Here is a 24117-nt window from a genome sequence, read left to right on the forward strand (position 1 = left end):
AAACAAAGTAAAAAAAGCAAGGTGATAAAAATGGATAAAATAAGTTTGCTTCAAAAAACAATTGATGAAAGTAAAAGAGTTGTCTTTTTTGGAGGTGCGGGAGTTTCTACGGAATCAGGCATTCCTGATTTTAGAAGTGCAAATGGAGTCTACAATTTAAAACTTGATAGGAATTTTTCTCCAGAAGAGCTTGTTTCTCACACAATGTACGAGAAATATCCAGAAGAATTTTACGATTTTTATAAAAAACATCTTGTTTATCCAAATGCAAAACCGAATTTTGCTCATAAATATTTGGCAAGGCTGGAACAAGATGGAAAATTGACGGCTGTTATTACTCAAAATATCGACTGCCTGCATGAAATGGCTGGAAGCAAAAACGTCTTGAAACTGCATGGAACTGTTGACAGCAATACTTGTGTTATTTGCGGTAAAAAATATAATATGGAAGAATTTTTAGAAATCTGTGAAACTGAAAACATCCCTCATTGTTCAAAATGTGGCGGAATTATAAAACCAGATGTTACTTTGTATGAAGAAGTTCCTAATCCAGATACTTTTAGAAAAGCAATAAACGAAATATCCAAAGCTGATACACTAATTATAGGCGGAACTTCACTTATCGTGTATCCAGCCGCTTCCCTTATACATTATTTTCAAGGAAAAAATCTCGTGTTAATAAATAAATCCAAGACCGAGCAGGACACTTTTGCAAATTTAGTTATACACGAAAGCATAGGAGAAGTTTTTAAAAAATTAAAATAATTAGATTAAAATAAAAAAATAAAGAGGTGAAAATGGTAAAAGTATTATTTGTCTGTCTAGGAAATATATGCCGTTCCCCAATGGCAGAAGCAGTCTTTCGGGAAATGGTAAAAAAAGAAAGCCTTTCTAATAAAATTATTATCGATTCAGCAGCAACAAGTTCATGGGAACACGGAAATCCAGTTCATCACGGTACTAAAACTAGGCTCGCCAAAGAAGGAATAAGTGTAAAAGGAATGTATTCCAGAATTTTAAATAACGATGATTTGGATGCCGATTATATTATTGGGATGGACGAAAGCAATATAGAAAATATCGAACTTTTTACAGATGGAAAAAATAAAGGCGAAATAAAAATGCTGTTAGAATATGCAGGAGAAAAACGGGAAATAAAAGATCCGTGGTTTACTGGCGATTTTGATACAACTTATGATGATGTGGTAAAAGGTTGTAAAGCGTTATTAGAATTTATTAAAAGGAATGATTTAAATAATAACAATTCCAGTAAATAAGAATAGAAGGTTAAGCTGTATCCATCTGTATCTAGAAAGCTATCTGCTTGTTAAATATTTTTACTCCTATTCTTAAGTGGATTGATTATAGTTATAAAAACATTTGGTGCTAAACATTTATCAATTTTTTTAATGAATAGCACCAATTTTATTATACAATCTATTTTATCAAAAAATCTTACTCTAAATTTCCTCCATTACCTACTTTCAAAGTATTACATAATTTTCCCATTTCTTAAAATTATCAAATCATTTAGAACAGTTTATTTTCTAGTTTTATTAATTTAATCCTTTCAACATGACATTGTTTATACTGAATATTGTAAAAGATTCAAGATGTTTCAATCAACATTTCTCAGATTCGAGTGGCTCTGCTATATACTTAATCAACTCCTCAATTGCATGAAAGGATACTCCATAATTCAACACTGGACGCTTTATTGCTAAAATTTTAACTCCACATTCCTGACATGCTTCAACTTTCTGAAGCTCTCCACCAGTCTCACCGCTTTCCTTCGTAATAAGATAATCAATCTTCAAGTCCTTTAACATTGCAATATTCATATTCTTAGAAAACGGTCCCTGCATTGCTATTATATTTTTAGGCAGATATCCAAGCTCTTCTGCTCTTTGTATGGAAGTTGTCGTCGGCAGTATTCTGACAAATAAATTATTTTTATTTCTTATTTCCTTTATTTCTGCTAAAGTGTTAGATCCCAACGTACTCAGAACATTCTTATTTTCAACCTTATTCAAAAATTTAATTAGTTCCTGTAAATTATTGAACTGAAATACATCTTCATTTCCATAGTCAATCATTTTTCTTTCAAATCGCACATATTTTATTTCTTTTCCCGCTGCAGCTTTTTCATTTAGATAGCTTACCATTGAAATAACAGTATTACTGATATTCTGTGCATACGGATGACTGGCATCAATAATCAAGTCAATTTTCTTTTCCAAAATCATGCTTTCAATCTGCAATACATTTAATCTTTCTGAAATTATATGCACTTGTTCATTTTTAGCCACATCTTCAAGCAGTTTCCCACCATATTCAGTAGCTGTGCTCACAATAATTTCATCTTCCCTGACTTTCAAAACTTCATCTAAAATACTTCTGGAATCCTTTGTTCCACCAATTATCCAAATCATTTAATTTCCCTCTCCTAATGTTCTAATTTTTAGCAGCTTCAAATACACTTGCAACTACTACCTTACTATTATACTAATAATTTAAACTTTTGCAAGTATTATTTACAATTTATTTATTATAATTTTCTATAAATTTATTTTAAAAAAAAGTCTATTAATAATTAAAAAAGAGAAATAAAAATCGATAGTTTAGAAATAAAAAACTGTTTCTATTTTTAATATTCCAGATTGTAGAATACATTACTATAAACTAAAAATATTAAAATTTATAATATCTTTTAATTCAATTTTTACATAAAAAATCTTTAATATTAAGTTTATTAAATAGTTTCAGATTATAATTTTTACTCTACAAAAAAATATTTTGAATATCCTTGCTAAACAGACTAAATAAAAATTATTTACAGTATAACATATTTTCCACTTTCAAAAGTAAAAATCTTGTATTGTCCATTGCCTATTAACTTCCGTTCATCCAAATCGTAGAATTTTTTATTTTGAATATGCTTTAAAAAAAGTTCTAGGACTGTTCCATGTGTTATAATTAAAATATTCCCAGATTTATATTTAGTCCTGATTTTTTCAATGCCTTTTAAAAAACGTTCCAATCCATCTTTCAGTTCTTCACCTTTTATATTTTTAGCGGTATAATTTTTCACATCGTAAAAGTAACTATGGGCTTCTTTTGGATATTTCAAAAAAATTTCCTTAAAATCCATCCCTTGCCACTCTCCAAAATGAATTTCATTTAATTCGGACAATTTTTGAAGTCTTAATTTTTCACTATTGTTTTTTCCTTTTTCAAAATTGTTATGTTGCAAAATTATATCAGCAGTAGAAATTGTTCTGCCTAGTTCACTAGTATAAACAGCTTCAAACTTTATATCTTCAAGTTCTGCTGAAGTTTCTTTAATTTTTTTTATTCCTTCTAGTGTAAGTGGTGAATTTAGCTGTCCTTGAAATTTTTCTAGCACATTCCACTCAGTCTGTCCATGCCTAACAATATATAGTTTTAATTTATTATTCATTCACACATATTCCTTTCTACTATTCTTATACATTTTAATACTCAAGAAAATACTACTTGTTATTTTAAATTTATTTCATTTTATTAATCTATATGTTAGAAAATATTTTCGTGTACTACTTAGAATATCAAATTTTTTCTCTGTTGTAAAGTTACTTTTTAAAATAATATTTACAGCTTTTTTCTCTTGTATTAAACCATTAAAAAAAAATAGAGATTAAATTCTACAATAATAATTTGACAGCCTTATTTAAAAAAATCAAACCTAATTTTTAAAAATTTTTATTTAGATTTTCAAGAACCGCTTACTTGTTTTTAATAATCTCTTTCTTATTATACGACAGGAGAAAACAATTGTCATTTTTTCTTTTCTCTTATTTCGCAATAACAGTTACATATTTAAATAATGACATAATAAAGACAATAGCAAAAAGCCTATACGCTATCTTGATTTGCTTGAGCATCTTTTCAAAATTTTATTTTGGAAAACAATATAAACTTCATTAATTTCATTAATTTCTAACCTTTAGCTTATACATAATGACAAAATTTAATAAAAAAAATTAATAGTTAGCAAACAAATATAATAACATAATCTTGAAAAAATGACTTTAATTCCATAAATTTTTTGATTTCTCTATTTAAACGGAAAATAATAATATAAATAATATTGAAAAGATGAATTGAAAATAACTACAAAAAAATGGCGTCCCCGGTTGGACTCGAACCAACGACCCTCTGATTAACAGTCAGATGCTCTAACCGGCTGAGCTACGGAGACACGCAAAAGAAAAAAGTTTGGCAACTGCCTATTTTCCCGGGACGAATCCAAGTATCGTAGGCGTAAGCAGACTTAACTGCCGGGTTCGAAATGTGACCGGGTGTATCCCTGCTGCTAGCATCACCAAACTTTAAAAACTAAATTGTCAAGTTAAGACAATGGGAAATAAATAGTAGCAGTAAAAGATTGACTAAAAAGCAGATGTAATATTAGTACCAGTCAGCTGAACGCATTGCTGCGCTTGCACCCCTGGCCTATCAACCATGTGTTCTCCATGGATACTGCGAGCACTCATCTCAAAGCCGGCTTCCCGCTTAGATGCTTTCAGCGGTTATCCGTCCCAGACGTGACTACCCAGCCATGCCACTGGCGTGACAACTGGTACATCAGAGGTCTGTCCAACCCGGTCCTCTCGTACTAAGGTCAGATCTTTTCAGTGCTCAGGCGCCTGCAGTGGATAGGGACCGAACTGTCTCACGACGTTCTGAACCCAGCTCGCGTGCCTCTTTAATGGGCGAACAGCCCAACCCTTGGGACCTTCTCCAGCCCCAGGATGAGACGAGCCGACATCGAGGTGCCAAACACTTCCGTCGATATGGACTCTTGGGAAGTATCAGCCTGTTATCCCCGGGGTAGCTTTTATCCGTTGAGCGACGATCCTTCCATACGGAACCGCCGGATCACTAACTCCCACTTTCGTGCCTGCTCGACCCGTCAGTCTTGCAGTCAAGCTCCCTTATGCGTTTGCACTCCTAGGCTGATTTCCATCCAGCCCTGAGGGAACCTTTGAACGCCTCCGTTACTCTTTGGGAGGCGACCGCCCCAGTCAAACTGCCCATCTAGCACTGTCTCCGTTACCAGATTAGAATTTCAACGGCATATGGTTGGTATTCCAACGGCGACTCGGCTGAAACTGACGCCTCAGCTTCACAGTCTCCCAACTATCCTATACACACACAGCCAAAACCCAATGCCAGACTGCAGTAAAGCTCCACGGGGTCTTTCCGTCCTACTGCAGGTAGCCGGTATCTTCACCGGCATTACAACTTCACCAGGTCTCCAGCCAAGACAGCTCCCAAATCATTTCACCATTCGTGCAGGTCGGAACTTACCCGACAAGGAATTTCGCTACCTTAGGACCGTTATAGTTACGGCCGCCGTTCACCGGGGCTTCAATTCGGACCTCTCAGTCCTCCTCTTAACCTTCCGGCACTGGGCAGGTGTCAGCCCATATACGTCGCCTTCCAGCTTAGCATAGACCTGTGTTTTTGGTAAACAGTTGCTTGGGACTCTTCACTGCGGCCTGTTTCCCCTTGAGGCGCTTCTCCTCTCAGGTATGTCAGGCACCCCTTCTCCCGAAGTTACGGGGCTATTTTGCAGAGTTCCTTAGCTAGAGTTATCCTGTCGGCCTTAAGTTTCTCACTCTGTCCACCTGTGTCGGTTTACAGTACGGGCGCTGGTTCTCATCGATAGAAGTTTTTCTCGGCAGTGTAGGATCTGCGGCTTATGCAAGATGCACTTACCCGTCAGGTCTCACATTTAGGCATGCGGATTTTCCTGCATGCCCATGCTACGCCCTTAGAAAGGCTATTCCGTCAGCCTTCCCGCATACCTTCCTGCGTCACTCCGTCTCTCGAGGGCGATAACAGCGGTACAGGAATATTAACCTGTTTTCCATTCGCCATCACATTTTTGCTTATGCTTAGGTCCCGACTTCCCCAGGGCGGACAAACCTTCCCCTGGAAACCTTGGACTTCCGGCCGGCGGGATTCTCGCCCGCCTTCTCGCTACTCATTCCTGCATTCTCACTTCTGATACCTCCAGAACGGCCTTGCGGCATTCCTTCAACGGCCTACAGAACGCTCTCCTACCAGGCGTGCAGACACGCCTCCGCGGCCTTCGGTTTATGTCTTAGCCCCGTTACATCTTCGGCGCAGATACTCTCGACCAGTGAGCTGTTACGCACTCTTTCAAGGCATGGCTGCTTCTAAGCCAACCTCCTGGTTGTCTGTGAATATCCACCTCCTTTCCCACTTAGACATAATTAGGGACCTTAGCTGGCGGTCTGGGCTGTTCCCCTCTCGTCCGCGGACCTTGTCATCCGCGGACTCACTCCTGACTATTAATATATGGTATTCGAAGTTTGCTTGATTTCGGTAAGCAGTACGCCCCCTAGACCATACAGAGCTCTACCCCCACATATCTTAACGTCAAGGCTACACCTAAATGCATTTCGGAGAGAACGAGCTATCTCCTAGTTCGATTGGCTTTTCACCCCTAGACCTGCCTCATCTCCCAACTTTTCAACGGCGGTGAGTTCGGCCCTCCACTGAGTCTTACCTCAGCTTCAGCCTGGACAGGCCTAGATCACTAGGTTTCGCGTCTATGACTAGCGACTTAACGCCCTGTTAAGACTCGGTTTCCCTTCGGCTCCACTTTATTAACCTTGCCACTAATCATAACTCGCAGGATGATTAACCAAAATCCACGCAGTCACGCACAAAGCGCTCCTACCGTTTGTAAGCACACGGTTTCAAATTCTATTTCACTCCCTTGCTCAGGGTTCTTTTCACCTTTCCCTCACGGTACTCTTCACTATCGGTCAACAACAGTATTTAGCCTTGCGTGATATGGTCCACGCTGATTCACGCCAGATTCCTCGTGCCTGACGCTACTCGGGTGCTTCCAGTCACTATATGTATTTTATGTTCTACAGGACTATCACCTTCTTTGGTTCAGCTTCCCAGCTGATTCTACTTACATACATACAGCTTAAACATTATGACAATCCGTTAATGGAAGTCCCACAACCCCGTGCCAGCAACGCTGTCCGCTTGGCACTGGCACGGTTTAGGCTTTTCCCCGTTCGCTCGCCACTACTCAGGGAATCGTTTTTACTTTCCTTTCCTCCCGCTACTTAGATGTTTCAGTTCGCGGGCTTACCGTTTTCACGCATGCCCTCCAGGCATGCAGGTTTTCCCATTCGGAAATCCGGGGATTAACGATTATGTGCATCTCCTCCCGGCTTATCGCAGCTTATCACGTCCTTCATCGGCTGCTGTTGCCTAGGCATCCTCCGTGTGCCCTTGTTAGCTTTTTATCCAGAATAACTTTTACTCCAGTTTCATTGTAATCTTTATACCTACTATTCATTTCCCATTGTCCTAAATATTAATTGGTGGAGATAAGCGGGTTCGAACCGCTGACCTCTGCCTTGCAAGGGCAGCGCTCTCCCAACTGAGCTATATCCCCAAGACATAATATGGTGGGCATGGCTGGACTCGAACCAGCGACCCCTGCGTTATCAGCACAGTGCTCTAACCACCTGAGCTACACGCCCATAAGATATGCGAAGAAGCAGTGCAGTGAATTAGCTCCTTAGAAAGGAGGTGATCCATCCGCACCTTCCGGTACGGATACCTTGTTACGACTTCACCCCAATCACTGTCCACACCTTAGATGCCTTCCTCCTTGCGGTTAGACCGGCAGCTTCAGGTGCAAACAACTCTCGTGGTGTGACGGGCGGTGTGTACAAGACCCGAGAACGTATTCACCGCAGCATTGCTGATCTGCGATTACTAGCGATTCCAGCTTCATGAAGTCGAGTTGCAGACTTCAATCCGAACTTGGACCGGCTTTGAAGATTCGCTGGGCGTTGCCACTTCGCAGCTCTCTGTACCGGCCATTGTAGCACGTGTGTAGCCCAGATCATAAGGGGCATGATGACTTGACGTCATCCCCACCTTCCTCCTGCTCTTCGCAGGCAGTCTCGCCAGAGTCCCCAACTTAATGATGGCAACTGGCGATAGGGGTTGCGCTCGTTGCGGGACTTAACCCAACATCTCACGACACGAGCTGTCGACAGCCATGCACCACCTGTCTCCACGTTCCCGAAGGCACTGCCCGCTCTCGCAGGCATACGTGGGATGTCAAGATCTGGTAAGGTTCCTCGCGTTGCGTCGAATTAAACCACATGCTCCACCGCTTGTGCGGGTCCCCGTCAATTCCTTTGAGTTTCAGCCTTGCGGCCGTACTCCCCAGGCGGATTACTTATCGCATTTGCTTCGGCACGGACACTCTTCATGCCCACACCCAGTAATCATCGTTTACGGCTGGGACTACCAGGGTATCTAATCCTGTTCGCTCCCCCAGCTTTCGCACTTCAGCGTCAGTTGCCGTCCAGTGAACTATCTTCATCATCGGCATTCCTGCACATATCTACGAATTTCACCTCTACTCGTGCAGTTCCGTCCACCTCTCCAGCACTCTAGCCAGGCAGTTTCCAGGGCAGGCTTGCGGTTGAGCCGCAAGTTTTCACCCCAGACTTGCCTGGCCGCCTAGATGCCCTTTATGCCCAATAATTCCGGATAACGCTTGCGACATACGTATTACCGCGGCTGCTGGCACGTATTTAGCCGTCGCTTCTTCTGCAGGTACCGTCACTTCCTTCTTCCCTGCTGAAAGCACTTTACAATCCGAAAACCTTCCTCGTGCACACAGAATTGCTGGATCAGGGTTGCCCCCATTGTCCAATATTCCCCACTGCTGCCTCCCGTAGGAGTAAGGGCCGTATCTCAGTCCCCTTGTGGCCGTCCACCCTCTCAGGCCGGCTACCTATCATCGCCTTGGTGGGCCGTTACCCCGCCAACAAGCTAATAGGACGCAAAGCTCTCCCGCAGCATCTCTTTTCATTGCCGGGCACATGCGTGCCGGCAACTGTATCAGGTGTTGTCAGTCGTTTCCGTCTGTTATCCCTGTCTGCAGGGCAAGTTCTTTACGCGTTACTCACCCGTCCGCCTTGGCTAGCCTGTGCAAGCACAGATTCGCCAAAGACTTGCATGTGTTAAGCATTCTGTCAGCGTTCATCCTGAGCCAGGATCAAACTCTTCATTCAATATATTTTACATATATTTAAGTTCCACCTTTGTCTTGACGAGAATCTTGTTTTACAACAAGAGCTCTTGACTGTTATCTATCTTTTACACATTATTGCTTCTTCTATTCTTATCTCAATTGTCCTGCGACACGATTTCGTATCGACAGGATATATATTATCATAACTGGATTTATTTGTCAACTACTTTTTTTCAAAAAATTTGGGTTTTTGAATATTTTTATTCGTAGTCTATTTTTTATTTCTTAGAAAGTGCTTTAAAATCTAATTTTGATTTGTATTATGTTAAATATTTTATTAGAAAAGTCTGAAAACTTAAAATTTCTATTATTATCTATATAGTAAAACTTCTTTAATTTTACACTAAAAAGTTATAGTTATTTTACTCATTCTCTAAATTTATATAATTTTAGTAGTTTAATTTAAAATAGATTTGAATATATTTTTTTTATTACTTAAAAAATGCGTAATAATTTTTATTTTCAATAAATTGTTGAAATTTCATTATTTTGATAATTGTCAAATAAACTTTTTAGATACATAGTAAATATGTTTTGAAATTGGATTCAGGTATTGTATCTTTTATTTTAATGTTTTTTTATTTCTTTATTTCAAAATTAAGTATACAATAAAAAGGAATTTTCCCAATTATTGTAACTTGAAAATAATTCCTTTTGCAAATTAATATTTTAATTGCGAGTAAACTTCATAACCTTTAAGAAAATCCCTGCCTCTTAAATCAGACAATTCTATCATAAAAGCTAATTCATATACTTCTGCTTCTAGTTTTTCTACCAGCTGAGCCATAGCTTTGGCTGTTCCTCCTGTGGCTAGCAAATCATCCACTATTAATATTTTTGAACCTTTTCCAAAGGCATCCTTGTGAATTTCAATGCTATTTTTTCCGTATTCTAATGAATATTCTACACTTTCCACTTCTGCTGGTAATTTCCCAGGTTTTCTTGCAGGAACAAAACCTGCTCCAATATTATAAGCTATTGCAGCTCCGAAAATAAAACCTCTTGCGTCAGCTCCTACCACGTAGTCTATTCCTTTATCTTTATATCTGTCTGTAAAATCTTTTATAACAATTTCTAATCCTTCTTTATCTTTTAATGCTGTTGTAATATCTCTAAAAATTACTCCTTTTTCAGGAAAATCCTTTACTGAACGGATTAATTTTTCTATTTTTTCTTTTTCTTCTATTTTCATTTTCTCTTTTTCCTCTTTTCTAAAATTAATAGCGATATATTTATTATTAGACAAATCTAAAAATATTATCACATTTTACCTGTTTAAAATTCAATTGTTTCACATTATCCTAATTTTTAGGATTCAAATGTTTGATTAAGCTTTTTTTGCAATAAACTAACTAATATTTACAATATTTAGTCATTCCATAAACTTCCTAAATAAGTTTCTATTTTTTCGCCATTCATTAATTTTAACAAATTTTCTTTGATGTCTGGATAAATTATCATTGTTTGCAACTCCTCTTTTGTTACAAATTTTAAATCTGTGAGAATAGCTTCTTCTCCTAATTTAACAGCATCATTGTTCTTATTAATTCGGTGTATTTTAAAAAATAAATTTAAAATGTGGCGTTCTTTATTAGGAAATATTGTTTCTGAAAGAAATAAAAATTCATCGACTTCTATGTCCATATTTGTTTCTTCCTTGTATTCTCGTATTAAAGCTTCTTTTGCAGTTTCACCCCAGTCGTTTCCTCCGCCAGGAATAAGCCAATATTTTTTATTATTTTTATAATGCTGAATTAATAGAATTTTATTATCTTCTATGAGAATGCCTGCCACACGTATTCGTGGTCTGATTTCTTCCATTTTCTCTCCTTATTTTTCTTTTTCTTCTTCCTGATCAATAATAATCGCCCTTACTCTTTCGACACGCTTATTATCCATATCTGTAACTTTTAATATAAAATTTTTATCCTTTACCTGATCAAAAACATCGGCAACTTTCCCTAATTTATCTTGGATATATCCTGAAATAGTGTCATATTCCTCAGACAAGGGAATTTCTATTTCCAATTTATCGTTTACTTCTTCAATAGGTGTATCTCCTTTTATATCAAATATTTTTTCACGAATTTGCTGAATATTTTCTTCTTCCTGATCAAATTCATCTCTTATTTCTCCCACAATTTCCTCCAGCAAGTCTTCAATCGTTACAATTCCCTGTGTTCCACCATATTCGTCAATAACTATTGCCATATGAAGCTGCTTTAACTTAAATTCTTCCAGCAGCTCAATCAAGGATTTTGTAATGGGAACAAAGTAGGCTTCTTTCATAAAATCCTTTATCGGAGGATTTTCTCCAGTTTGCTTATCATAACGGAGTAAATCTTTCATATGGACTGTTCCTACAATTTTGTCGATTGTTTCTGTGTAAATTGGGATACGTGTGAACCCTTGATCTAAAATTTCATCCCATACATCGTCTATTTTACTTTCTGCTTCCAATGCAAATACATCTCTTCGTGGAGTAAGTATTTCCTTGACTGTTGTTTCGGAAAATTCAAAAATACTTGTAATCATTTCCTCTTCCCCTTCTTCAAATACACCGCTTTCTGTTCCAGCCTTCAAAAATGTCAAAATTTCATCTTCTGTTATTTCAAACATTTGATCTTTCACTTTTATCTTAAATAATCCGACAATAAACCTTGAAATATATATAAATAGCCTTATTAATGGTTTTAGTGCAATTCGCACTGCATTTAATGGAATTATTAAAGTTTTGGAAACACCGTAAATATTATTTCTGGCTATTAACCTTGGAATCATTTCAGAAAATAAAAGAATAAAAATAATTAACATAAAAAACGAAATTCCGATATACAGATTGTCTTTATATAGCTTTTTTATTAAATAAGTTCCCGAAAAAACCATGGATGAATATGAGATTGTTTTTACAAATAACAATGTCGTAAGTAATTCGTTTGGATTTTCAAGCCAAAATTTTAGCAATTCACTTTCTCTAGTTTTCTCCTTTTCCTTTGAATCACTTTTCAAATGAATTTGCTTTAACGATGATAATGCTGATTCAGCCGCAGATAGAAACGATGTAAGAAACAACAAAACCAATAATAGAATAACATCTAACAAAATCCTCTTCTCTTCCAAATTTATCCCTTCTTTATTTTTCAAATTTATAAATTTAAACTTAAATATTTAATTTTATTCAATAATCATCAATGTTTGTCCTTTTTTTATACCGTCTTTATCTTTTACCAATATTTTTTTCACTTTTCCTGAAACTGTTGATTTTACTTCATTCATAAGTTTCATTGCTTCAACAATACAAAGTGTTTGTCCTTCTGTTACAGAATCCCCTTCCTTTACAAATGGACCAGCTGTGGGAGATGGCGAGGCATAAAAAGTTCCAACCATCGGGGAAGTAATTTTTGTTCCTGAAATTTCTTCTGGAGTGACTACTGTTTCGACTGATACATCCACTTCCTGCGTTTCTGCTTCTTGTTGAACATTTGCCGCTGCAGGTTGAGCCATTGGACTGCTAAAAATAACATTTCTTTCTTTTCTTTTTTTTGTTAATGAAACTTCAAAATTGTTATCTTCATACTTTACAGACTCAATTTTATTTTCATTTATACTTTCAGCTAATTTTTCAATAAATTTAATTTTATCTCTCATTAGTTTTTCTCTCTTTCCTTTTATTTAATAATTTTATTATTTATCTATTTTTTGTTTATAAGATTTGAATGTGTTTTTTATTAACATTGCTATTGTCATTGGACCAACACCGCCAGGAACTGGGGTTATAAATGAGGCTTTTTTAGAAACTTCCTCAAAGTCCACATCTCCACACAGTTTTCCGTCCACACGGTTTATTCCAACATCAATTACAACAACATCTTCTTTCACATCAGATGCTTTTACCAATTTTGGAGAACCTGCGGCTGCTACAACTACATCAGCTTTTCGCAGCTTTTCAGATAGATTTTTTGTTTTTGAATTACATACCTGAACTGTTGCACGTTTTTTTATAAGTAAAAGTGTCATTGGTTTTCCTACGATATTGCTTTGTCCAATTACAAGGACATCTTTTCCTTCCAGATTAATGTTGTATTCCTCAAACATGTGAACTACTCCAGCTGGTGTGCAAGGTAAAAATCCTGTTTCATCTCCAATCATCATTTTTCCAATATTTGTTGTGTGAAACCCGTCCACATCCTTTTCAGCTGAAATTGCATTTATAATTTTCAATCCGTCAATATGTTTTGGAATCGGCAATTGTACCAGAATTCCATCTATATTGCTATTGTTATTCAATTTTTCAATTTCCAAAAGTAAATTTTCTTCTGTAATGTTTTCATCAAGCCTAATTGTTTCAGAATGAAATCCTACTTTTTCACATGCTCTTATTTTATTTCTTACATAAATTTGTGAAGCGGGATTTTCTCCTACTATAATTACTGCAAGTCCAGCTTTTCTTCCAACTTTTTTTTCCAGCTCACTATGCTCCTTTTCAATTTCTTTCAAAACCTTTTCTGAAAGTGCCTTTCCGTCAATTATAGTCATAGCTTTTACCACTAAGTCAGTTCTAGCAGTATCTCCTTTCATTTTTATATTTTTTAATTTGTATTATTTAGTCTCCAAAAATTTAATTCCTGTAATTTTGCAGAAATATCCATGTCTACAACTCTCACTTTCTCATTCAGTTCCAATTTGTAAGTAGTCATATTAAGTATCGCACAAATTCCATTTTTTACAAGCCCTTCCGCCGCGATTTGCGCCTGTTCCTTTACAACTGCCAAAATAGCTGTGTCTATCTTTATATTAAACTCTTTTTTCATATTTTTTATAAATTCATCAACATTTTGTATATCCTGAACGATTAAATTATTAGCAGTCGTTTTTCCAATTTTATTCTTATCCTTATCAAATATTCCAACAATTTTAAATCCTTCACCTAGAACATCAAGATTTGAGGAAATCATTTCTCCCATTTTACCATGTCCTGCAATTATAACATGATTAATTTTATCAATTCCTAGAATTTTTGTAATAATTTCTATCAAATTATCAATATCATAGCCTTTTCCTCGGACACCAAACTCGCCAAATGTAGATAAATCCTTACGTACCTGAGCAGAAGTGGTGTTCATAATTTTAGCAAGCTCGATTGAATTTATTTCATTATCCTGTTTTCTGGCTTCTTTTAGAATAGATAAATATTCTGTCAACCTTTGTACAACTCTTTCAGAAATTTCCATTTTTTTTAACTTCATATTTCCTCCTATGAAAATTAGAAAATTACAACCTAGTCTTCTATTCTCCTTTTAAACTAGAATTGCTATACAATAATTTTTCTCCAATTACCATTTTACGTCCATTAATAATATCTACTCCCTTTTGAAGTTTTTTCCCTTCAAATTTTGCCTCCAAAATCAATATTCCCCCATTTGCAACTTTTACAACAGGCCCTTTTTTATTGATAATTTCGACAATTGTACCATTTTCTATTTCATCTTCATATTTTTTTTCAATTTTTTCACTTTTGTAAATTTTTATGTTTTCGCCTTTTTCATTGGAAGTATGTGCCGATGGAAATGGGTTTAATCCTCGAATCTGATTGTAAATAACTTCTTTTGTGTTATTCCAGTCGATTTTTGCCTGCTCCTTTGTAATCGGCTTTACTAAAGTGGCTTTGCTATCATCCTGCTTTTCTGCCTGAACTTCCCCATTTTCAATCAGTTTCAACGCCTTTTTAAGTCCAGCCGCTCCCAAATCCTTCAATTTATCGTGCAGAGTTCCAAGCGTATCATCTTCTGTAATTTCACAATATTCCTTTAAAATCACATCTCCAGAATCTAGCCCTTCCTCAATATACATTATGCTCACGCCTGTTTCAGTGTCCCCATTTAAAATAGCAGAATGAATAGGCGAAGCTCCCCTATATTTCGGCAAAAGTGAAGAATGCACGTTTATTATTCCATATTTTGGAATATCAATTATTTCTTTTGGCAAAATTTTCCCATAAGCCACAACCACGATTAAATCAGGATTTATTTCCTTAATTTTGTTTATAACCTCTTCATCCTTCATTTTTTTTGGCTGAACGATTTCAACATCATTGTCAATTCCAAACTGTTTTACGGGAGAAAATATAATTTTATTTCCTCTGGCATTTATTTTATCCTCTTTTGTAAAAATAAGCTGTAAATCCGTATTTTTAAATACAACTTCCAGACTTGGTATTGCAAATTCTGGCGTTCCCATAAATATTGTCTTCATTTAATTTCTCACTTTCCTGACTTTATTAGTCCAAGTCCCTGTAAATTCTGCCTTTTGCAAAATCTTTCTTTAGAACATCTAATTTTTTAGCAACTAATCTTTTATTCATAACCGAAAGTTTGTCTGTAAACAGGATTCCTTCTATGTGATCAAATTCGTGCTGAAATGCCCTAGCCCACATTTCATCCAGTTCTTCAACGACTTCTTCCCCATTTTCATTCAAATATTTCACTTTAATTTTCGCAGGACGGTTTACTTTTTTGTAAATTCCTGGAATGCTCAAGCATCCTTCCTCCATATCTGCAATTTCCTCAGAAAACTCCAAAATTTCTGGATTAATAACTTTTTTTACAACTCCTTCGTGTTCCAGCACAAAAAATCTTTTGGCAATATCCACCTGATTTGCAGCAAGTCCCACTCCATTGGCTTTTCTCATAAGAGCAACCATTTCATCTAAAATTTCTCTTATATTATCATCAACTACGTCAACTTTTTCTGATTTTTCACGTAAAGTTGGATGTCCATATAAAACTATTTTCATTTTTATTTTTTCTCTCCTTATTAAACTCATTATTATCCATTTTATTTTATCATATTATTTGATAAATTTTAATACAAAACATCAATTAATTTTTTATTTATTATTCCTCAATTTTCTTAAGTCCCAATTTCGTTTCTGACACAAGCACTGCAAAAAGTACCAGTCCAGCCCCAACTGCCACTCTTAGTGATAATCTTTCACTTAGTATAAAAAATGCAAAAAGTGGAGCAAAAAGCGATTCTGTTGACATTAGTATCGAAGCTCTTGTGGAAGTTGTATATTTTTGGCAGAATGTCTGTAATACTGTTGGTATCGCGGTTGAGAAGATTGTTAAATAAATTATTGCAATTAACATCATTCCAGCAGGCTTTTGAATTTTGCTCATATCTGAAAAAATAAAAACATTTACTACAAACAATATTCCTGCCACAAACATCTGCATAACAACAAGTTTTAAAGGCTCAACTTTTTTACTAAAATATCCATTCGTAGCAATTTGTCCTGCAAAAAATATCGCACTTATAATTGTCAAAATATCGCCAAAATTAAGATTTGCAAGATTCATCTTCCTGTCAAAACTTATCACAGCAACTCCCAGCACACAAATAACTGAAGCCAGAAATGCAAAAATATCAGGACGTTTTTTGTGCAAAAACCAAAAAATATAAGGAACAATTATAACGTTTATCGAAGTAAAAAAAGCATTTTTACTGGCAGTCGTAAGCATCGCCCCATAAGTTTGGAAAGCGTATCCAAAAAACTGAAAAATTCCAACTATTAATCCAGCAAGAACATCATTTTTTTTGAATTTTCCTACTTTTCTAAAGAAAATTCCATAAAGAATAATCCCTCCCACAAGAAATCTAACCGCTGACAAATAAAATGGATCAACTCCTGTATTCAGTCCAATCTTCACAAATACAAATCCAAGTCCCCAAAATATCCCTACAAAAAGCAGTCCAAAATCTGCTAAATACTGTTTCACAAAACTTCTCCTTATCATTTTGAAATTTTTCCAAAAATAAATTAGTAATATTAAATAAATCTAACTTATATTAAACACTATTTAAAAAATAAAATTTAATTCTTAAGTATCTATCTTAAAGACTTTTATAATTTTATTTATAAATATTATGATTAATAATAATTTTTTCTATTTTTTTACTCAATTTTTTGTAACGTAAGGGCATCAAACGCCATGCCCTTACAACCCCGCTTTACGCAAAACTTTCTTAATAAAGAAAAAATAAAACTCGCTTCGTAAAAACTACGCTCAGACAGTTATTTTTTCTTTAACGAAATTTTGCTTATTTAATATTTTCAAAATGTTAAAACCTAAAATTTAAATATAATAATTTTTAATAATTTAATATAGAATGTCGTGATTTTTTTGGAATGAAAACGACTGTCTGAGCGTCAGCGAGTTTCGTTTTTATTTCAAAAAATACATAGACGAGCCAGGGTTGCAAGGGAAATGGCGATTGATTTCCCTTGCTTTATAAAAAGAAAAAATATGAAATTATGAAAAAACATTTATTAATAATAAACAGTTTTTCAAAAGCTAAATAAAATCCCTTATATAGATACTTAATGATTAAATTTAATTAAAGAATATTTTACTAGTTACTAAATAAATATAGTAATAATCTTATTTAAAAATAATTTTACAATTCATTTCATTACTTTGTTTCATCGCTAAAAAACTTCTTATAAATATCCATTTTCAAAAATTCATTTTCTATTTTCCCATCATTCTTTTCCAAATATTCCATTACAAAATCACGTACAAATTTGATTTCTTTCACATTTTTTATAATGTCCGTAAAAAGCATGTCAGACACTCCGCTTTGTCTTGTTCCCAAGATTTCTCCTGAATTACGTAGCTTTAAATCTTCTTCGGCAATTTTGAATCCATCTGTTGTTTCTTCCATAACTTCCAGCCTTTTTACTGAAATTTCATTTGTTGTTTCGGATTCTAAAAAGCAGTAGGACTGGTATTTCCCACGGCCAACTCTTCCTCGAAGTTGATGAAGTGAAGAAAGTCCGAATCTTTGAGCATCACGGATTACCATAATTGATGCATTTGGAACGTTTACTCCAACTTCGATTACTGTTGTGGAAACAAGAATATCAAGTTCGTGATTTTTAAACTGTTCCATGACTTTCTGCTTTTCCTTGTAAGTTTGCCGTCCGTGCATAAGTCCGATTTTTCTATTTGGAAAAATTGAAACGTATTCTTCGTATGTTTCCTGTGCTGATTTTACATTCAGGCTCTCACTTTCCTCAATTAATGGCGACACTATGTACACTTGCCGTCCATCTTTCATTTTCTTTTCCATAAAGTTATACATTTTTTGTCTGTCAATTTCATTTTGTATCCACTTTGTCTTAATCGGACTTCTTCCAGCAGGCAGTTCGTCAATAATCGATACATCCAAATCTCCGTAAATTGTAAGCGCAAGTGAACGTGGAATCGGAGTGGCACTCATAACAATTAAATTGGCAAGATTTCCCTTGTCACGTAAAAGTTTCCGCTGTGTTACTCCAAACCGATGCTGTTCATCAATTACAATCAGCCCAAGATTTTTAAAAATCACATTATCCTCAATTAAGGAATGTGTTCCGATTACAATGTCAACAAGTCCTTCTTTTATCTCGTTCAGTAATTTTTCCTTTTTCTTTCCCTTCACACTTCCAGTCAAAAGTTCCACTCTTATGTCAAGATTCATAAATTCATCTACAATTCCTAGATAATGCTGTGTTGCAAGAATTTCTGTAGGTGCCATAATTACACCTTGATAATTGTTTTCAACCATATAAAGAAGCATTATAAATGAAACAATCGTCTTTCCAGAACCAACATCCCCCTGAATCAGCCTATTTACAATCTTTCCAGCCTTTAACTCAGAATATATCTCCTTTATTACACGCTTCTGTGCTTTTGTCAAATCATAATCCAGACCCTTTATAAATTTGCTCACAAGACTTTTGTTGTCCTCAAGTTTGTAAAGATTCTTATTTGCCTTGTCAACACTAAAACGATTTTGTAAAATTCCCATTTCCAGAAGCAAAATTTCCTCCAGCATAAATCTTTTCCGTGCTTTGCTTTGCTTTTCCTCATTTTCTGGAAAATGAATATTTAAGACCGCCTCTTTTCTTCCAAGCAGTTTCTCCTTTTGTAAAAACTCCTTTGGTAGATTTTCCTGCAACAAATATCCGTAATCCATCAAGGCATTTTCCATAACTTTTCTGATTGCCTGCTGTCTAAGTGACTCTGTAGATGGATAAATAGGTAATATCTGCTTTTGTTCCTGCATATCAAAACTATCTTGATTGATTTTTTTGTATTCAGGATTTACAAGCTGAAATTTTACAGTCTTTCTTACTTTCCCGTAAACTGTAATCTCATCGCCAATGTGAATACCATTTTTCACAAACCTGTTATTAAACCACACAAGCTCAATCATTCCGCTATCATCACTTAAAACCGCCCTAAACATAGTCCTTCCAGCCTTTATATACTGATTAACCACATTCACAACCGTCCCCTGTAAAATCACAAATTCATCCGCCAAAATTTCCGCAATTTTCTTATGATTACTTCTATTTTCATAAGCTCTTGGAAAGAAATAAAGCAAGTCATAAAGTGTAAAAACTCCTAATTTCCTAAATTTTGGAATGTTTGTTTTTGTAACTCCTTTTATTTTTACATTTTCTAAATTTTCATAAAGCAAGTTATATGTTTTCATATCTATTTCCGCCTTATTTTAATATCTCCAAACAAAAAACAATTAATAAATAAAATAATTTTTATATTTGAATTTTAATAATATTTTTCAATATTTATATTTTTTATTATTATTTCTTCCATATCATTACTAATAATGATACCACAATTTATCGAAATTTTCCATATTTTGAAAAATAAAAACTGCCCTAAGTTTTAAGACAGTTTAACTAATTTTTTCATTTATAAGCATCTTTTTTTACCATAGATTGTATAATATATTGCGACAAACTAAAAAAATTTATTAATTAATTTGAAAAAATTTTCTCAATAATGTAAAATATAGTAAAAATTCTTAAAAATTAAGAAATGTATTTTTAACTTCAAGAGGAAAAATATACATGTTTATAATAAACAAAAAATTGAAAGGAAATAGACAAGATGAAAAAATTAATGACTATTTTATTATTTTTAGCATTTGGAATTTTTGGAAATGCAGAAAGCATAAGCGATATTATTTATAAAAAACTGAGTACAAAAGGGATTAAACGTGAAATTATTGAAGAAACTATTAAACTTGATGAAGAAATTGGCGATGGACTGCTTTTTGAAACTTCGGATATTGATGGAGCGGAATATTTGGAAAAACTGGAAAAATTGCTTGAAAAGGATAGAAATAATTATATTGTGGCAGGGAAAATCGCTGAAACTTATTTGGCAAGCCTTTACTTGAAAAATATAAGAAATGGAAAAAAATATATGGATATTTTTGAAAAGGCTAATCCAGCAGATTATGAAATTTGGAGCATGAAAGTCAGTTATTATGGTAATATTGAAGATATAGACGAGAAAAGCAAAATTATTAATCAAATAAATAAAAAATATCCAAATTCTTTATTTTTAAAACTTATAAAATTACAGGAAGAAGCCAATGACAATGGCATAAAAAACTTAACTGAAATAGATGAAACTCTAAAACTTTTGAGCAATAAAAGTGAAACTGATAAATTTACAATGTCAGATGAAGAAATCTATTCCTACAAGTTAAGTTTACATTTTTTAAATATTCGAAATTTTGTTGAAAAAAATGAATTTCAAAAAGGAATCGATTATTATTTAAATAATATTGCAACACTTTCTGCAAGTAATGAGGTAAAAAACTATAATTTTGGACAGGAAAAATTTTTGTTTATGATGATAACTACAATAAATAATAATATTGAAAACAAAAGCCAAAAGAAAAGAAATGTAGAAAAGCTCAAAAATACAGATATTTTTAGAAAAATTGATAGAAACAGGGAAATTGAATTATAAAAATTTTAATCAGTATCTTATAAAGTAATAAAGCTTTTAAATTGATAAAATAAACATTTAGGAGCAACTCAAATTTCTTATAGATTATGTTATACTAAATCCCATTTAAATAACAAATTCATTAAAAATTTTTTCAATAAGAAATACAAAATTCAATATTTCTAAATAATCAAATTTCGTTATTTAAATGGATAATTGTGTTAATACAAGAAATTTGAGATTGTTTTCTGCTTAATCCTATTTTTTTACTCTATCTATTTTTAAAATCAAAATCTTAATTATTTTAATTTGTATAATTTTTCATTTTACTAAAGACAACCTATATATTTTAATAATTTTCTACAAATTCCTTCACAGACAAAACCTTTCCATCCATTTCCATTTCCTTAGCCAAATCACTGATATACGGTTGTTTTACCATGCTTTGCTCCAATGTATCAAATTGCCAGAAAATATCACGTTTATCTCCATCAGCGATAACTTTTCCATTTGTCATTACAATAACTCTATCAAAATTTTTTACTACAAATTCCATATCATGAGTTATTGTAATTATAGTTTTCCCTTGTTTTTGAAGTTCGTCAATCAAGTTATGCAAGACTCTCATTCCTCTAAAATCCTGCCCTGCTGTTGGCTCATCCATTACAATAACGTCTGAACCCATTGCAATTACTGCGGCAATTGTAACAAATTTTCTCAAGGAATACGGTAAATTGTACGGATTTTCCTTTTGATATTTTTCAAGTTCCGTTAATTTTATGGCGTTTTCCACCATTGTTTTTGTTTCATCAGGAGAATATTTTAATTTTTTTGCTCCAAAGGCTATTTCATCGTAAACATTGTTATGAAATATCTGATCCATTGGATTTTGAAAGACATATCCGACTTTTCGGCTCATTTTGGCAACGGTATATTTCTTTGTATTCCAGTCATCTACAACAACATCTCCGCTTACTGGCTTTAAAAGTCCATTCAACATTTTTACCATCGTTGTTTTCCCAGCGCCATTTTGCCCAATAATTGCGACTTTTTCCCCTTTTTTAACTTCAAGAGAAACATCATTAAGCACATTTTCAGTTCCGCTTGGATATTTAAAACTCAAATTTTTTACAGTAATAAAACTCATAGTTTTGTCTCCTTTAAAAATTTTATTAAACAATTATCTTCAATAATTATTTTATTGTTCCAGCTCCTCTTTTTTCCTCTTCATGTATTCTGTGACTGTTCTAAAACTAAAAAAAGCCCCAAATATTATAAAAGTTACTGATACTATTAATAAATTTTTATAAAAAAATCGTTGATTAAAAACTTCATTTAACGAATAAAAAAACTCTGCTGTAAATTTTGTTTTCTCGTATGAACTTATAAAATATGCCAGTTCAGTCACATTTCCAAGATAAATTGTTATAATTGCTGGAATATATGCGAGAAAAAGGGCTGACAGTAATTCTTTATTTGAAGGCTCTTTCTTTTCTTTTGGTGCAAATCTGCTTCTACTATTATCTTTTTCTTTTTCAAAATTTTTTTTATCATATCTATTTAATCCATATGTCCAGCCACTACATATCCCTAAAAAAATCAGCGCTTCAAAAAAAGGTATGTATTTATTAACAAATATTTTAAAAAGACAGTATAGGCAATAAACAATTGTCATCACAAAAAATAACAAAATAATTCCTAATAAGCCTGACAAAAATCTTTTCATCAAAATTTCCCTTTCTCACTTTCCAAATTTTCTTATTTTCTAATAAAATTTAGGATATTTTTTATCAAAATTTTCTATCAAGTTTTTTAATAAAATTTCCTGACAAATTACTGTATTTTTAGCTTCAATTTCAAGAATCGTATTCTTTTTCAAATCACTTACTGTAATTGTGCCGATTTCAAATTCAATATTATAATTTTCCCAATCATAAATCTCATTATCAAATGTTACAGACTTATTCGATACTTGTATTTTAGGTGAACTTTCAAAAATCTGAGTCAATTCCTGCAATCCTTCTTCACTTGAAAATAAAAATTTGTTTTTCACAAAACCTTGATTTTGAAATGGAAAAATCTCAACTCCGCCATTTTCAATATTTTCTACTGCTTTTGGAAAATTTTTTTCTAAAAAATATTTCTGAAATACTGAAAATAAATCATAATCATATCCGCTTCCATCTATCTTTTTCCAATTACCGCCATCAGGTTTATACAAAATTTTAGAAAATTTCTTCATTTGAAATAATCTATTATCCTTAAAGAAAAAATATTTTAAATTTTCATAATACACTTTCTCTTTTTTGAAAATAAAATAATCATCATAAAATTCTATGTTAGGAAATTTATTTTTGTAATAAAAAATAAACAATCCATTTAATAAGACAAATAGTATAAATAAAACTATTGAAGTTGAAACAGAAGATACGTTAAAGCCTTTTTCCATTTCTTTTGTCACTGAGAAAAGCAATATTATATCCAAAAATATCAAAATTCCTAAAATTTGTATTCTTGGTTTGGAATAAAATATAGTCCAGTCTATTTTTATAATTTTTTTCAGTTTTCCTTCTTTCATAAAATCCCTTTCTCTTCCAGTAATTTTTGATAAATCTCAAAATTTTCATCTTCAAAACATACAAAATTTACTTTTTCTATAAAATCATTTTTCGCCAAATATTCTGTCACAGCATTAATAGCCGTTTTTGCTGCTAAATCTTTTGGAAATCTGTACACTCCTGTCGAGATATTTGGAAAGGAAATATTTTTCAGTTTATTTTTTTCAGCCAATTCTAAACTTGAAATATAGGCTTTTTTTAATAGTTTTTCTGCAAATAATTTTGCTTCATTATTTTTTCCTGACTGCCAGACAGGCCCAACTGTATGAATTACATTTTTAAATGGCATATTTCCTGCTCTTGTAATAACAGCTTCCCCAACGTTGCATTTTCCTTGAGAATCACGTATTTTCATACAATCTTCTGTTATTTCTTTTCCGCCTTTTCTATGAATTGCACCATCAACGCCGCTGCCTCCAAGCAAGGAAGAATTTGCGGCATTGACAATCACATCAGCAGGATATTCAGTAATATCGCTTTTTACAAGTATGATTCTATTTTTCAAATCTTTTGGTTTCATAATTTTTCCTTT

The 24117-nt window shown here is 33.6% G+C and carries 19 protein-coding genes, 3 tRNA genes and 3 rRNA genes; 3 read left to right on the forward strand and 22 right to left on the reverse strand.

Annotation, left to right across the window (positions count from 1 at the left end):
* The first annotated feature begins 30 nt into the window (after positions 1-30).
* Together FVE77_RS10575 and FVE77_RS10580 are read left to right on the forward strand one after the other, a co-directional pair.
* Positions 31-765 carry an NAD-dependent protein deacylase gene (locus tag FVE77_RS10575; protein WP_026746753.1) on the forward strand — a complete coding sequence of 245 codons (735 nt, stop codon included), beginning with the start codon at positions 31-33 and terminating at the stop codon, positions 763-765.
* A gap of 32 nt (positions 766-797) precedes the next feature.
* Entirely contained in the window at positions 798-1277 is a 480-nt protein-coding gene (locus FVE77_RS10580) for a low molecular weight protein-tyrosine-phosphatase (protein WP_026746752.1), read from the forward strand.
* A gap of 345 nt (positions 1278-1622) precedes the next feature.
* Here the strand turns inward: FVE77_RS10580 and cobK are convergent, their stop codons facing one another.
* The 18 genes from cobK to recG form a co-directional block, all read right to left on the reverse strand.
* Positions 1623-2432, reverse strand: coding sequence for a precorrin-6A reductase (gene cobK, locus FVE77_RS10585; protein WP_026746751.1), 810 nt, complete (start codon positions 2430-2432; stop codon positions 1623-1625).
* Positions 2433-2833: 401 nt separating this feature from the next.
* Entirely contained in the window at positions 2834-3460 is a 627-nt protein-coding gene (locus tag FVE77_RS10590) for a histidine phosphatase family protein (protein ID WP_026746750.1), read from the reverse strand.
* Between the two features lie 703 nt (positions 3461-4163).
* Positions 4164-4240 (reverse strand) — tRNA-Asn (locus FVE77_RS10595).
* A 15-nt stretch (positions 4241-4255) separates the two neighbouring features.
* Positions 4256-4368: ribosomal RNA gene (gene rrf, locus FVE77_RS10600) — 5S ribosomal RNA — on the reverse strand.
* A 61-nt stretch (positions 4369-4429) separates the two neighbouring features.
* A 23S ribosomal RNA gene (locus FVE77_RS10605) occupies positions 4430-7340 on the reverse strand.
* 76 nt (positions 7341-7416) lie between these two features.
* Positions 7417-7492, reverse strand: a tRNA-Ala gene (locus tag FVE77_RS10610).
* 11 nt (positions 7493-7503) lie between these two features.
* Positions 7504-7580 (reverse strand) — tRNA-Ile (locus FVE77_RS10615).
* 42 nt (positions 7581-7622) lie between these two features.
* A 16S ribosomal RNA gene (locus tag FVE77_RS10620) occupies positions 7623-9134 on the reverse strand.
* The 16S, 23S and 5S rRNA genes sit together here with 3 tRNA genes alongside, the layout of an rRNA operon.
* Positions 9135-9815: 681 nt before the next feature.
* Positions 9816-10346: an adenine phosphoribosyltransferase gene (locus FVE77_RS10625; protein ID WP_026745778.1), complete on the reverse strand. Its 531-nt coding sequence runs from the start codon at positions 10344-10346 to the stop codon at positions 9816-9818.
* Between the two features lie 176 nt (positions 10347-10522).
* A complete protein-coding gene (locus FVE77_RS10630; RefSeq protein ID WP_026745777.1) occupies positions 10523-10975 on the reverse strand; it encodes an NUDIX domain-containing protein in 453 nt (150 codons plus the stop codon).
* 9 nt (positions 10976-10984) lie between these two features.
* Positions 10985-12274: a hemolysin family protein gene (locus tag FVE77_RS10635; RefSeq protein WP_026745776.1), complete on the reverse strand. Its 1290-nt coding sequence runs from the start codon at positions 12272-12274 to the stop codon at positions 10985-10987.
* 54 nt (positions 12275-12328) lie between these two features.
* Positions 12329-12802 carry an acetyl-CoA carboxylase biotin carboxyl carrier protein gene (accB, locus tag FVE77_RS10640; protein ID WP_026745775.1) on the reverse strand — a complete coding sequence of 158 codons (474 nt, stop codon included), beginning with the start codon at positions 12800-12802 and terminating at the stop codon, positions 12329-12331.
* 36 nt (positions 12803-12838) lie between these two features.
* Complete coding sequence (gene folD / locus FVE77_RS10645; protein ID WP_408610380.1) at positions 12839-13732, reverse strand: bifunctional methylenetetrahydrofolate dehydrogenase/methenyltetrahydrofolate cyclohydrolase FolD; 894 nt, start codon at positions 13730-13732, stop codon at positions 12839-12841.
* A gap of 11 nt (positions 13733-13743) precedes the next feature.
* Positions 13744-14400, reverse strand: coding sequence for a redox-sensing transcriptional repressor Rex (locus FVE77_RS10650; RefSeq protein WP_026745773.1), 657 nt, complete (start codon positions 14398-14400; stop codon positions 13744-13746).
* 40 nt (positions 14401-14440) lie between these two features.
* Positions 14441-15406 (reverse strand): methionyl-tRNA formyltransferase, encoded by a 966-nt coding sequence (gene fmt / locus FVE77_RS10655; protein WP_026745772.1) that lies wholly within the window; start codon positions 15404-15406, stop codon positions 14441-14443.
* A gap of 25 nt (positions 15407-15431) precedes the next feature.
* On the reverse strand, positions 15432-15947 hold the full coding sequence (gene def / locus FVE77_RS10660) for a peptide deformylase (protein ID WP_026745771.1): 516 nt from the start codon (positions 15945-15947) through the stop codon (positions 15432-15434).
* A gap of 100 nt (positions 15948-16047) precedes the next feature.
* Positions 16048-16932 (reverse strand): DMT family transporter, encoded by an 885-nt coding sequence (locus FVE77_RS10665; protein WP_026745770.1) that lies wholly within the window; start codon positions 16930-16932, stop codon positions 16048-16050.
* Positions 16933-17626: 694 nt separating this feature from the next.
* Positions 17627-19696 (reverse strand): ATP-dependent DNA helicase RecG, encoded by a 2070-nt coding sequence (gene recG / locus FVE77_RS10670; RefSeq protein WP_026745769.1) that lies wholly within the window; start codon positions 19694-19696, stop codon positions 17627-17629.
* 419 nt (positions 19697-20115) lie between these two features.
* On the opposite strand from recG, the gene FVE77_RS10675 reads away from it, so the two are divergent.
* Entirely contained in the window at positions 20116-20988 is an 873-nt protein-coding gene (locus tag FVE77_RS10675; protein ID WP_026745768.1) for a hypothetical protein, read from the forward strand.
* A 328-nt stretch (positions 20989-21316) separates the two neighbouring features.
* Here the strand turns inward: FVE77_RS10675 and FVE77_RS10680 are convergent, their stop codons facing one another.
* From FVE77_RS10680 to FVE77_RS10695, 4 genes are read right to left on the reverse strand one after another with little or no spacing between them, the layout of a single operon-like run.
* Positions 21317-22114: an energy-coupling factor ABC transporter ATP-binding protein gene (locus FVE77_RS10680; RefSeq protein WP_026745767.1), complete on the reverse strand. Its 798-nt coding sequence runs from the start codon at positions 22112-22114 to the stop codon at positions 21317-21319.
* 51 nt (positions 22115-22165) lie between these two features.
* A complete protein-coding gene (locus tag FVE77_RS10685) occupies positions 22166-22693 on the reverse strand; it encodes a hypothetical protein (protein ID WP_026745766.1) in 528 nt (175 codons plus the stop codon).
* A gap of 39 nt (positions 22694-22732) precedes the next feature.
* Entirely contained in the window at positions 22733-23545 is an 813-nt protein-coding gene (locus FVE77_RS10690) for a hypothetical protein (protein ID WP_026745765.1), read from the reverse strand.
* Positions 23542-24105, reverse strand: a complete 564-nt coding sequence (locus FVE77_RS10695) for a macro domain-containing protein (protein ID WP_036087724.1) — start codon at positions 24103-24105, stop codon at positions 23542-23544. The genes FVE77_RS10690 and FVE77_RS10695 overlap by 4 nt, the downstream gene beginning before the upstream one ends.
* Between the last annotated feature and the right edge of the window lie 12 nt (positions 24106-24117).

Source organism: Leptotrichia hofstadii (assembly GCF_007990525.1).
Lineage (GTDB): Bacteria > Fusobacteriota > Fusobacteriia > Fusobacteriales > Leptotrichiaceae > Leptotrichia > Leptotrichia hofstadii.